This window comes from Agrobacterium sp. DSM 25558 (genome assembly GCF_900100825.1).
Taxonomy (GTDB): Bacteria; Pseudomonadota; Alphaproteobacteria; order Rhizobiales; family Rhizobiaceae; genus Agrobacterium.
In genome coordinates this window covers 34028-46396 of record NZ_FMUD01000004.1, presented here as the reverse complement: position 1 = coordinate 46396, position 12369 = coordinate 34028, and the positions used below count along the sequence as shown (strand labels likewise).

The 12369-nt window shown below is 54.5% G+C and carries 11 protein-coding genes; 5 read left to right on the top strand and 6 right to left on the bottom strand.

The window, feature by feature from the left end; genetic code table 11:
- Positions 1–31: 31 nt before the first annotated feature.
- The gene (locus DSM25558_RS05155; protein WP_077102449.1) at positions 32–946 is read left to right on the top strand and encodes an ATP-grasp fold amidoligase family protein; all 915 of its coding nucleotides are present in this window, start codon (positions 32–34) and stop codon (positions 944–946) included.
- Positions 947–970: 24 nt separating this feature from the next.
- Here DSM25558_RS05155 and DSM25558_RS05150 read toward each other — a convergent pair whose 3' ends face one another.
- On the bottom strand, positions 971–2206 hold the full coding sequence (locus DSM25558_RS05150; RefSeq protein ID WP_077102447.1) for a glycosyltransferase: 1236 nt from the start codon (positions 2204–2206) through the stop codon (positions 971–973).
- 304 nt (positions 2207–2510) lie between these two features.
- Between DSM25558_RS05150 and DSM25558_RS05145 the strand changes: the two genes are divergently transcribed.
- The 4 genes from DSM25558_RS05145 to DSM25558_RS05130 all read left to right on the top strand — a co-directional run bounded on the left by DSM25558_RS05145 (position 2511) and on the right by DSM25558_RS05130 (position 7986).
- Complete coding sequence (locus DSM25558_RS05145; RefSeq protein ID WP_077102445.1) at positions 2511–3617, top strand: glycosyltransferase; 1107 nt, start codon at positions 2511–2513, stop codon at positions 3615–3617.
- Entirely contained in the window at positions 3614–4693 is a 1080-nt protein-coding gene (locus tag DSM25558_RS05140) for a glycosyltransferase family 4 protein (RefSeq protein ID WP_077102443.1), read from the top strand. Before DSM25558_RS05145 ends, DSM25558_RS05140 begins: the two co-directional genes overlap by 4 nt.
- Before the next feature lie 92 nt (positions 4694–4785).
- Complete coding sequence (locus tag DSM25558_RS05135; protein ID WP_077102441.1) at positions 4786–6051, top strand: glycosyltransferase; 1266 nt, start codon at positions 4786–4788, stop codon at positions 6049–6051.
- A gap of 105 nt (positions 6052–6156) precedes the next feature.
- Positions 6157–7986, top strand: a complete 1830-nt coding sequence (locus DSM25558_RS05130) for an alpha/beta fold hydrolase (RefSeq protein ID WP_077102439.1) — start codon at positions 6157–6159, stop codon at positions 7984–7986.
- Positions 7987–8102: 116 nt separating this feature from the next.
- On the opposite strand, the gene DSM25558_RS05125 is transcribed toward DSM25558_RS05130, so the two are convergent.
- From DSM25558_RS05125 to DSM25558_RS05105, 5 genes are all read right to left on the bottom strand, one after another.
- Positions 8103–8339 carry a hypothetical protein gene (locus DSM25558_RS05125; protein ID WP_077102437.1) on the bottom strand — a complete coding sequence of 79 codons (237 nt, stop codon included), beginning with the start codon at positions 8337–8339 and terminating at the stop codon, positions 8103–8105.
- A 127-nt stretch (positions 8340–8466) separates the two neighbouring features.
- Positions 8467–9159 carry a TfuA-like protein gene (locus DSM25558_RS05120; protein WP_244554121.1) on the bottom strand — a complete coding sequence of 231 codons (693 nt, stop codon included), beginning with the start codon at positions 9157–9159 and terminating at the stop codon, positions 8467–8469.
- Positions 9156–10334 (bottom strand): YcaO-like family protein, encoded by a 1179-nt coding sequence (locus DSM25558_RS05115; protein ID WP_083716318.1) that lies wholly within the window; start codon positions 10332–10334, stop codon positions 9156–9158. The genes DSM25558_RS05120 and DSM25558_RS05115 overlap by 4 nt, the downstream gene beginning before the upstream one ends.
- 2 nt (positions 10335–10336) lie before the next feature.
- A complete protein-coding gene (locus DSM25558_RS05110) occupies positions 10337–10561 on the bottom strand; it encodes a hypothetical protein (RefSeq protein ID WP_077102807.1) in 225 nt (74 codons plus the stop codon).
- Between the two features lie 12 nt (positions 10562–10573).
- On the bottom strand, positions 10574–12367 hold the full coding sequence (locus DSM25558_RS05105) for a tetratricopeptide repeat protein (protein ID WP_077102435.1): 1794 nt from the start codon (positions 12365–12367) through the stop codon (positions 10574–10576).
- Positions 12368–12369 lie beyond the last annotated feature (2 nt).

The following is a 12369-nucleotide window of genomic DNA, read 5'->3' as shown; positions in this document are numbered from 1 at the left end:
CCCAAATTCGTTTTAGAAGGCGATTGAACCCATGGCATCGGACCAGCCCCGGCATTCATTAGGACGCCGCATTTTCAAAAAGCTGTACCATGCAGCCATTCAGAGCCTGCCGATCAAGCAGGCAACGCAATTGCAGTATTATCGCTATCACAAATTATGGGCCGATCTGGATAACCCCAAAACATTGAACGAGCATCTCGCCGCCCGCAAGATCGCCTGGACAGGTCCGCAGTCCGATCCGCGCCTGATCCTGCTTAGCGACAAGATTGCGGTAAAGGCGCATGTCGCGAAGGTTCTAGGGGAACGATGGGTGACGCCAACGCTGTGGCGGGGCAAAAACCTTGACGATTGCCCACCACTGCCGTTTCCTTATGTCATCAAAGTCAATCACGGGTCAGATCGCAATATCTTCGTCTACGGACCGGAGGATCTGGTTGGCGCAAAGGAGAAATGTGATGTCTGGCTCAACGGGCGAACCGCATGGCGGTTGGCGGAAGAGTGGTACAATCACATCGATCCGGAAATCTTCATTGAACCGTTTATCGGGGAGGGTGGAGAGGCACCGGTAGACTACAAGTTCTTTTGCTTTGAAAACGATGTTCCCTGCATCCAGATCGACACGGCGCGCTTTAGCGACCACCGACGCTGCTTTTATGACGAGCATTGGAACAAGCTCGATTTCGGGCATTATTATCCGCTTGAGACAGGGGACCTAGCGCGCCCGCCGCATCTCGATGAGATTCTGGCAGCCGCTCGTACATTGGCACAGGGCTTCGAGTTCGTTCGCATCGATTTCTATGACAGGCCGTCCGGACCCTTGTTTGGGGAAATGACGTTCAGCCCGACCTCCGGCTTTGGTGCCTTCAGGCCGCAATCAACCGACGCATGGCTGGGAACATTTTGGAAAGACCAGCCCAAAGGCCATTTTCTGACCGGTTCGCAGTAATTTGAAGGGTCAATCGAGGCGGTTTCAGCGCCTCGCTGCGGCCAGTAATATATTCTCTAAATGACCGTAGTAACCGGATTGCTCGGCAGTTCCTTTGAAGCTCGCAAGACCCGGGAAAATCTCGTCGCGCTTTTCCCACCAGCGTTTCTGGCCAATCGCCAGAGCTTTTGCCAAGAGTTCCGACAGCGCTTCTGGCTTGTCTGGATCATAATACCAGCCAGTCTGGTGTTCTCGTATGATTTCCGTGGTGCCGCCACGCATCGTGCCGATGACGGGAATGCCATAGACGGGCGCTTCGACCAGAATGCGGCTCTGCGGTTCGTGCCATCTGGACGGCACGATGATCGCATCGGCCACGCGGTAGATTTCTTCCGGTCTGACGAAACCTTTAAATTCGATCGGCGCACCTTGAGACAGTCGCTTTAGTTTTGCGATGTCGCTGTCACGGCCTCGTCCGGCGAGAATAAGTTTTGCATTGTCGCGGTCTGGCAGTGACATGAAGGCACGGATCAGGTCGTCCACGCCCTTCTCTTGGGACACCGCGCCGAGATAGCCGAAGGTGAACACCGGTGCTGTCGTGTTCCGTCTGCCGACGAGAGATCTATCATAGATATTTTCGGTGGCATTTGTGTTGTGCATCACGTGCCAGTCGGCATCTTCCAAGACGCCGTTGGTGACGAACCGTTGCCGCAGAGCGTCGCTGACAGCGATGACCGTCATGCCTTCGCCTCTCATCTCACGCATCCGCCGCGTCAAAAGCGAGCAGTCGAAACACGGACGCTCACAATTATCGCCATTGCGAAACATGCTGGTCTTGGGACAGAGCAGTCCATAATCTCTCAAATGCAGGCAGATGGGGATATTTGCCCTGCGGGCAGCAATAAAGAGGGCTGGCTGCATATAGGCCGAGTTCTGAGCATAGATGAGATCGAACTTTTCCGTGACCAGAAATTTTGTGAGCTGTTCCGGACAAAGGGCTCCCATGGCGGTGCGCAGATGCCAGCTTGCCCGGTGTAAAAAACCGGCGGATGATTTACGAGGCAGGGGTAGATAGCTGTTGTTCCAGGGAAGGCGAACCACACGAATGCAGCCTTGCAACCGGGTTTCACCTGGCGGTGCGATGGCATCGCCCTCTTTGCCCAATGCCAGCACGGTGATATCGTGACGCTGGCCAAGCTCCATTGCGCCCAGGCGAGCGGAAATTTCCGCGCCGCCCTCCTCTTGTGGAGCGAAAGTTTGCGATACGATGCAGATTTTCAAATCCGCTTACCTCTATCCGCGTAGTGTTCTTATCTTTACGCGTAGTTATGACTTCAGAACCATTTAAATATATTGAACGCTGCGTCGCTGAAATACGCAGTCTTTAACAGAGGCATCAAAATAAAATGAGTAGTGCAACAGGCTGAGTGGCGTTTTCAAGTTGCATAGCGCACAATATGATCAAGTCAAATGGAGCATTCCCTCTTTTTCATTTCAATATTCTGTCTTGATTAAGAAATTTGCGATTTAAGTTTCCGTGAAAGGGCAGGTCGTCATCGATCCAATGCCGTGGATGAGGTGGATCATGAAGATTCTGCACGTTTTTGAGACTATGCCTGGCAGGCCAGCGACCTATTTCAACGAAATAGTCCCAAGCCAAATCAAGGCTCTGGGCGCTGAAAATATCAGGGTTATCGTACCCGATGCCCATATAGGCTTTCTGAAAAATACCCCGGCTTCTTCTATCGCGACTTTCGTGAGACGGAAACGATCCACTGCGCTCCCAGCATTGGCGCGTGCCGTGCTGCACGAGGTAAGATCATTTCGGCCCGATGTCGTTCACGCACATTCCACCCTTGCAGGAGGTATCGTTCGCACAATTAGAGCGATGCCGGGCAAATTTCCGCCTGTCGTCTATTGCCCGCACGGATGGGTGTTCGACATGGAGACGCTTGGCCCCTTGCGTCATCCTGCCCGGTGGGCCGAGCGTATTCTTTCCCCGCTTGCAGACAAGATCGTCGCAATATCGGGTTACGAATATGAGCAGGGCCTGAAAGCAGGGATTTCAGCCGAGCGGATGATCGTCATCGAAAACGGAATATCGTCACAGCTTCCGGTGGCTACGCCGACCGAATGGCTCGACACGCGCACAAAAGTGCTGTTCGTCGGACGGCTGGACCGGCAAAAGGGCGTCGATATTCTCTTGCAAGCGGCAGCGGAACTGAAGGACAAGGCGGTGTTTCGCGTCATCGGAGCGCATGTCACGACAAAGAATGATCTGACGCAGACGTTGCCAGCCAATGTCGAATTGCTGGGATGGCGATCGGCCGAGGATATTGCTGGCCATATGGCCGTTTGCGACGTCGTTGCGATGCCATCGCGGTGGGAAGGTTTCGGACTTGTGGCACTCGAGGCGATGCGTTCACGCAAACCCGTCATCGCCTCGGCGGTCGGAGGTCTGCAATCGGTGGTGAGTGACGGTAAAACCGGTGTTCTTTTTCCCCCGGGTGATCATAAGGCGCTTGCTGCGGCCATTGCGTCACGCAGTTCCGAGGGCTGGGCGCAAATGGGCGCGGCTGGCTATGAGCGTTTCATGCAGCGCTACAGAAGCGAGCGGACGAACGAAGAACTCATGCAGCTTTATGATCACATTGTGGACAACTGGTCTGCTGAAAGCCGCAGGTTCGCATGACCAACTTTATCAACGGACGGTTTCTGACCCAGAAAACCAGCGGCGTTCAGCGTTTTGCGCGGGAAATCGTCAAAGCATTGGACAGGCATCTCGCATCGACAAACAATACGGATGAGTGGGTTTTGCTGGCACCCAAAGATGCATCGCTGGATATGAAGCTGTCTGTCATCGAACAGCGTCATGTCGGCAGTCTCTCGGGTCATCTCTGGGAACAGACCCAACTTTTTGCAGCGTCCCGCCACGGTCGCCTGATCAATCTCTGCAACAGTGGACCGGTCCTGCATGGGAAAAGCCTGACCGTCATCCACGACGCCATGATTTTTCGCACGCCGGAGAACTTCTCGCGTGCCTATCGCTTCGTGCATGGCTCGCTTGGACATCTGCTCGCGCGTCGAGGTCATATCGCGACTGTTTCGGAATTTTCCAAACGGGAACTGGCGCAGACGATCGGCGCAAAAAATATCTCGGTCATTCCCAATAGCTGCGAACACATGGCATCCGTCACACCTGACGATACGGTGTTGCAACGTTTGAATCTGACATCAAATGCCTATGTGCTGTTCGTCGGCTCCCCAACGCCAAACAAGAATATCCTGCGGGCTGTCGAGGCAATTGGCATCATGGCTGACAATGCTCCGCGTTTCGTGGTGGTGGGCGCTGCGGCATCGAGTGTTTTCAAGGAAGATGCGCAGGAAAGCCAAAGCGACAGCGTAGGAGCCGATCAGGTCATATTTACCGGACGCCTGACCGACGAAGAGATTGTCGCACTTTATGCAAATGCCGCTGCCCTGCTTTTCCCAAGCCTTTATGAAGGCTTTGGTATTCCGCCTCTCGAGGCCATGTTCCTGGGTTGTCCGGTACTGTCATCAAACATAGAGCCGGCCTGTGAAGTCTGTGGCGATGCGGCGCTCTATTTCGATCCAAACAATGCTCATGATATCGTCCGGTGCATTGAGCACCTCGCGGCAAATCCAGACATCCGATCCACCATGATCGCACGCGGTCATGCGCGTGCACTTAAGTTTTCTTGGGATAGAAGCGCTGATGCTCTGCTTCGCGCGGTAAACGGTCTTTGATGCTATGTTTACTCCTGCTGAAATAAGATGGCCTGAACAGCTCCCACGGCTTTGCCGGACGAGGAATGCGTGATGGAGAAAAAGCGAAACCGATGAAGATCTGTATTGTCGCACAGACATTCGCGCCTCAAGAGGAGGGCGGGGCAGAGATCGTGGCACGCATGTGCGCGGTAGAGCTTTCGCGTTACCACGATGTCATCATTCTGTCGCTGGGTCTGGAAGGTGACCACATCGCCCCTCCCGGTGAAACGACCAACAGTGACGGCATTCGTGTTTTGCGGATCAACTGGCACAACAGTTATCTGCCAGGCCCACGCAAACCGGCCGTGGGAAAGCTGGCGAAATTGGCTTGGCACATTCGCAGCGCGATGGGTGCGACGTCGGCTAATGACGTCAAAGAACTGCTGCTGCGCGAGAAGGTAGACCTCGTTTACGCGCATAATTCCGCCAGAATGCAGCCCGCAATATTTGAAGCGACCAGCGCGCTCAAGATACCGCTCTGTCTGCATCTACACGACTACGCCTTGCTCTGCCCGAAATCGAGCATGTTTCGCAGCTCCGGCAATTGCGAAAAGCCGTGTCTTGAATGCCGCGTTCTGACGGCGCGTATCAAGTCCAGCAAAGGCGATGGGGTTACCGCGATCTCTGTCAGCGATGCGCTACGTCAGCGATTTTTACGCAATGGCGTTTTACCCCTGGCGGATTGGCACGTGCTTTTGAACGCCAATCGCAGCGAAGCGCTTTTCCAGGCACCGTTGGTGGGTCGAAAAAACAGCACGAGTGAGCGTTTTACGTTCGGCTATCTTGGAGCTTTGGCGGAAGAAAAGGGCATCGAAGACCTGATCCGCGCATTTGTGACGTTACCGCAATCCGAGCCGTCGACGTTGCTGGTGGCGGGACGTGGGCGGGAAGACTATGAGCGGCATCTGAAATCGTTAGCCGGCGATGCTCCGATTCATTTTCTGGGGTTTGTGCCGCCGGAAGACGTTTACAAAGTCGCCGACGTCATCGTCGTTCCATCGCGTTGGCACGAACCGCAAAGCCTCATTCTGATGGAGGCCGCCACCTATGGCGTTCCGGTTATCGGGACAGAACGGGGTGGCACGCCGGAAATTTTGCGGGACCTCGGAACAGGCTGGTGTTATGATCCAGATCGGGAAACGGGCCTTACCGACATTTTGGAGCGAGCTCTTTCGATAGGGCATGACCGTTGGTGGCTGGAGCGGGATACGCATTTCCCCGGCATTGATGGTTTTCGGGGAACATCAGAAGCATCAGGCTATTATCAGAAGCTCAATGAGATTCTGATTGCAGCAACCGCTGTTAAAATTCCCGATTCGAACCACATAAATGCCTGAGCACCAAAAAACGGTTGCTTGTGACAAGTAGAATATCAAGCATTGCTTAACGTGAATGAGCCATTGTTCGTTTCTATGCTTTAGACATCCATTGGAGGGTGGAAGATGAATGCCAATTTTAATCTGCCTGTCGTAGAGGGACAGAGCGTGCAGATCGCCGCTGATTACCCCGTTACGTTTGCAGATACGGTTGGCCTTTTCCGACCCGCCGATGCCTTGGCCGATATGTCTCAACGAGACGGCGCATCTTTCGCGACGGACACTGCCGTTCTTTTTGTGGGTTCGTGGGGTTTTGAGGAACTGTGCGCGCGAAAATTTTGGCAACGGCTTGCCGTGGAGCTGTCGAAACGTGGCATGGCCAGCATGCGTTTCGATTATCCTGGAACCGGGGATGCTCTTGACCACCCGGATTATGCCGACGGTTTGAAGATCTGGCTCGACACCATAGATGCAGCCGCAAGGACTTTGAAACAATCGTCGGGAGTGGACCGGATCCTGCTCATCGGGCATGGTATCGGTGGCGCGATGGCGTGGCGCGTAGCGGAGACGTTGGAAGGCATTTCAGGCCTGGCTCTTGCAGCGCCGGCTTTGTCTGGTCGCCACTGGTTGCGCGAATTCGTCGCGTTGAGCCGAATTGCCAATCAGGGTGCAATCCTGAATGCCAGCTCCACGTCCGGCCCGACCATGGGTGAGCAGGTAATACCTGAAGCGGTCACAGCCGGGTTGAGGACACTCAACATTGCATCCGCAATAAACGCACCGGCACCGAACATTCTTTTGCTCAAGCAGGAAAACCGCCCCGCCGATGCGGCATTTGCAGAGCACTTGAAGACACTTGATGTCGATGTCCGCGCTCTGACGTTTGAAGACTATGACCGGTTCATAAGTGACGTCCTGTTTTCGGTGCCGCCAATGGCGGCTATCGAAACGCTGGCGGAATGGGCAAGCAGCCTCGCCAAAAAGGTTCCGACTGCTTTAAACCTTCAGGCCAAATGGCGTGTTCCTTCATCGGCCACTCTGGTTGGCGATTGTTTCAAGGAAACGCCGGTACGGTTTGGCGAGCAGAGCCGCCTTTACGGCGTTTTGTGCGAGCCGAAGGGGCAACGCAAGGGCGCGACCGTTCTGGTGCTGCCGACAGGTTACGAGCGTGCGTCGGGCTGGGGGCGCATATCGGTTAAGCTGTGCAGAGATCTGGCACGCTCCGGCATCGCCAGCTTGCGCTTCGACATGGCCAATATTGCGGATAGTCCGCCGGTTCCTGATCAAAGGAACCAGATCATTTATGGCGACGGACAGCTTGCAGATATCAGTGTCGCTATGGATTTTCTGGAAGAAAGACAGCTTTTCCCGGTCGTTGTCACGGGCCGGTGCAGTGGCGGCTGGGCGGCTTTCAAGGGCGGGGTGAAGGACAAGCGTTTCAGTGGTGTCGTGCCCGTCAACGTGTTCGATTTCTATATTCCTGCCGATGCCGATGTCGAAGCTCTGTTGGTTTCCTCCCGGCAGCCACTGGCAAGCTATGGGGCGAAACTTTTCTGTGGTGGTTTCTGGCGAAGGGTGCTGCGTGGCGATGTCCGTATCAGAAACGGTATCGTCAATATGTGGGCGATGATTGCGGCAAAAGCGGTTTCGTTCACAACGCCGATTATGGTGCGCTTGCCGTTCCTATCTCAGCGTTTTCATACGCTTTCCCAAGATTTCAAAGCCATTGTTGCCAACGACACACGTATGTCGATCGTCTATACGGATGGTGATGTTGGGGCAGCCATGCTGGAGACCAATTTCGGTCCGCGTGGGCGGTTGTTAAGCAGCCGATATGGAAGTCCTCGGATCGTCTATATCGCAAACGCCGATCACAACTTGACTACGGCGGAAGCGCGCCACGCGTGGGCTGATGAAGTCAGAGCAATTGCGAAACAATTTCCGCCCCTGCAATAGGCCTGGTCCATCGACGGCAATCCTTATCAGGTGATCTCTATCCATAAAGAAACGCCAGAACCGGAATGAAAATCCTTGTCCTGGCGTAGGAGATTCGTTGAATGCAGGCTGTAAGCTCAGCAATGGCCTGCGCGGACCGATGCGAGGTTTACGATGTCGGCATTTGAAAATTCCATGTCCATCTCGTTCTGTAAAGCGGACTGGAGCGCTTGTTTTGCGACGTCGATGTACCAGCTAGCCGATGGCGCACCCAACGTTTCTGCAACGCCTTCTGCGTAGGTCAGCATATTGATGAGTGTGAGAAAGTCTTCCTGGCGTTCATCGATCTCGGCGTCAGTTCTAGATAATATCATCAGAATCTCATCGTATGTCTGTTGCGATGGATTCGTTTTACGCGAAGATCGCGCGTTAAGCGCGTTGCAAAATCGTTGCACACGCAGGGATTGATTTTTAATGTTGCGATTTCACCTTATGCGAAAACTAAAGGTACATTTTCCGAAACAGTGTGGTTGCGTTGAATTGCCAATCTTCGGCTTTCACCGGCTGCAGATTTTGCTCCATCGCCTGAAGCAACGCGATGGCATCCAGCTTTTTCCGGTCCACCCAGCAAAGGTCTAGAACCGGCTTGAGGGTTTCGACGTCAACGCCAGCCAATTGGGCGATCGTCTTCCATGTTCGTCGCTTGAAGAAAAGTGTCTGCGCTGCATAAGCGAGTTTTTCGCAACATGGTTGGTTCAGCAATCCGAGATTGGATATTTTGGCGATCGTCGCCTGAGCATTGACCAGTGGAATACTCAAGGGCGGATATCCGAGTTCCGCAGGGCCATAGGTCAAGGCAACATCGGCATCGTCCACGCGTATACCCGAAACATAGTCCTCGAATATTTTACCGATGCCGATCATGCCATAGGCGGCGCATTCCACTGCCCGTAATGCGCCCATGCTGGCGGCTCCGAACACCGAAATGTTCTTTGATAAAGCAAACAACAACTCCTTGTGCCAGACGGGTGCCGCCATTTCGAACTGTCCGTCGATCAATCCGATTTTGAGTGCTCCATCCGCAATCGCCTGCATGACATCGCCTTGGCAGGCGGGTGGACGGACCTCGACATTTGCGTCCACGAACTCATGAGCATTCGGCAAGCTCGGTCCCACGAAAACAACGATCATCATAAAGCCTTCGAAAGAGCACGGCTGCCTAAGCGCCGGTGTCGTTCTCCATCCGGATTTTCAAGCTGAGGTGCTATGACTTTAACGACACTGGCGGGCAACCATTCGGGCGCGAGATCAACGGCGTAGAGTTCTTGGATATCGCAATTGTGAAGTTGCTCCAGAACCAGCTGAAGAGAGTGCTCGGTGGATTTTGCGCTCAGAGCGGGGAGGTCGGTCAGCTTTTTGCATGCGCAAGCATCCAGCGCCGCGACTGTCATCGGATCTGCGTGCTGGGAAAAAATATCTGGTAGCAGGTCGTCTCTTGCACCGGCGATGAACGTCATCCGGGACTGGGCGGCCTCTGTAATGGCTCTTATTGCTGCAATGGCCGGTGAAGTGGAGGCACCAGCGCCGTGAGTGATGTCGACATGGCGGATGGAGCGGGTGTTTGTTCGGTTTTTGGGACCCATCAACGCTACAATGCACGGTATCCGCAAATCCGTCGTAATGTCGAACAGGACGATATCCAGACCTGCACGCGCGATTTTGTCCAGAGCGGTCCGCAGTGTTGGTTCCGCAATCGCATTCGTGTCGACGGATGACCCGTATCGCTTGGTTGCCGGCGTGACCTGCCACAGCGTCAGCGCGTCACGCTCCACCCGTTCCAGCAAACCGTGAAGCACGGCTTCGTCACGCGTATTACCGGAGGCGAGGCCATCGGACGATTGCCAGTATCGTGGCGATGTCACGGTTCGGTCGAGATGCACGGCATCGAAAGGCACCCATATCTCATGACCCGTCAACAGATGCTTGGCGCGTGCCCAATTAATGTCTTCGGTTTGTGACACCGGCTTTGCGCGCGGCGAGAGCAGGCTGTCGAGGGTGTTCGAGGAATGTCCAGAAGCTTCCAGCGTCTGCTGGCTCGTAACGAGCAACTGGCAAGCCGGATTTGTCGCCACCGATCGCTCGATTGCCTCCATCGCAGCCGATGTTTTCGCGGCCTCGTCATCCATGCCCTTACCTTGGGCGATAACGATTGCTTTTGCATTCGGGGCAAATGCGCACCAGACGGGAATACCGATATCATCGAGATCCGTCTGCCGACCAAGTCTGGTGATACCGAGTCGACGAAGAAAAGGCGAAACCCTTTCCAAGGTTTCGCCTGCAGAACATGCGCGATAATTATCGAGCTGCAAGATCAGCCATTGCCTTCGTGAATGCCGCCTGCTCCGAAGGTCTCGGCGGATGCCGAGATTGCGAAATCGACACCCTTGGTTATCGCAACACCCGATGCACGCAGGGACGCTGCCTTTGCCAGTTCCCCGGTCAAAGGCTCTTTGACGGCTGTTATCGTACCCGATTGAAGATCGACCAGCCAAAGGCCCTCTTCACCCTCGATCCCCAGAATAACTGCTTGTGCCATGGTATCCCCTGCCTAAAATCCGGCCCGTTTGAGGCCGTCTCGATACATTTCGGTCTGCCATTGCTCCTTGTGGGGAATGACAGCCAGCCAACGCTCCAAATCAAAATTGGGGTTGTCTTCAAAGACTTTTGCACGAAAAGCGCGAGCCTTGTCAACCTCTCCCAGCATGCCGCAAGAGGCCGCAGCAAGCCGGGACGCTGCGCGCTTGTTGCTCATCTTGCCGATATAAGCCAGCGCCTGATCGTACTCCTCTAAAAAGTAGCTGGCACCTGCTGCCGTCCAGAAATAGATATCCGGTGATATGGGATTGAGAGCGATTGCATGTTTGATCTTGATAATAGCACTGGCGGGATCGCTGGCATGAATCAGACTGTCAGCATGACTGGCCAGTACATCGGCATATTGCGGGCTGAGGCTTTCAGCCTGCGACAGCGCGGCTAGGCTTTCATCAATATTGCCCATGAAAAGGCGGCTCACCCCAAGCTCCTTGAAGCCGCTGGCAAACTCACCGTTTTCCTTGATAGCGCAGTCGGCAAAATACTGCGCTTTCGCGAGGAGTTCATCATCGCACCTCGCCGTCACCAACCACTCCATGGTGAGTGTGCGCGACATGGCCGCAAGCGCTTCTGGCAGGTCATTTCCATGCTCCAGCGCTTCCTTGAAGTATTTTCGGGCACGCCGGATCGAGGGCAGACTGACGCTCGAAAGGGTTTGCAGACCCTTGAGATAGAGGAAGTAAGCCTCTGGCCTGCGCGAAAAATCGCCGACCGCTCCCTGATGCAAACCTATTCTGGACATCAATTCGCGCTGGATTGCCAGCGCGATAGTTTCTCGATGCGATGCGATCGAAAAGGGAGATAATTCGAAACGTTCTGCCCAGATGATTTCCTCAGTCGGTGTAAAAATCAACTGGAAGAACAGGTGGTTGTCGTTTCGCCTGCTGTCGAGCGCATAAACGACATTGTGCTTTTCGAGCACGGCGGCCTTGTCTTTCGATGCCTGTATACGCTCTGACGTGTAGGGTGCGACGACCGAAACCAGATGGCTGCTGCAAAGCCCAATCGTCAAATCTTCTATCAATGCGTTTGCAATCGATCCATCCCGGCTGGCCTCTTTAGACGTGTGAGGGGGAAGGAGAGCGATACGGGGCTGCGCAGCCTGTTTTGCAGCGCTTTGTTCCCTCACCGCTGGTAGGCGTGGCATTGCCGCTATTGTCTGCGCGCCAAGCCCCGACGACAGTTGCTGTCTGACATCGTGATCTTGGGGGTTCGCTTCAAGCAGAAGGACTGCGGCGCGTTTCAGGTCTGCATGCGCCTGGGACCGCGATGCTGGAGAGCCGGAAATATCCATGAACAGCGATCGAAGCGTACTCAAAAGCCGCAGTCGAACATCCCTGACCCATATGTCGAGCGCTGTCTTTCCTTCGCCAACAGACGGGAGAAATTGCATGGCGACCGCAGCACAGGCTGCGTGAAGGCGCTCCTGCGGCTCGGATATTGTCATGAAGTCAAGGTCGCAGGCCACCATTTGCCGGTTCAGCGACAAGGCGTTGGTGTCGGCAATGATCAAAGGGGCAGGGGCATTCTTCGTCGCGAGTGCAAAGCGTCGCAACGTCGAGCGTAGATTTGTCAGTGCCGCCTCGCCGTTGCCGGGCCATAGAAGATTGGCCACATCACGTCGTGCAACCGGTCTGCCAATATCAAAGAGATAGGCACAGATGAGCAAAGCCTGGGTGGAAACGTTTAGTACGTTTCCGCTCTCATCTTCCAGATTGCAACGGCCTAACGTGGCCAATCGAAAAACCATGT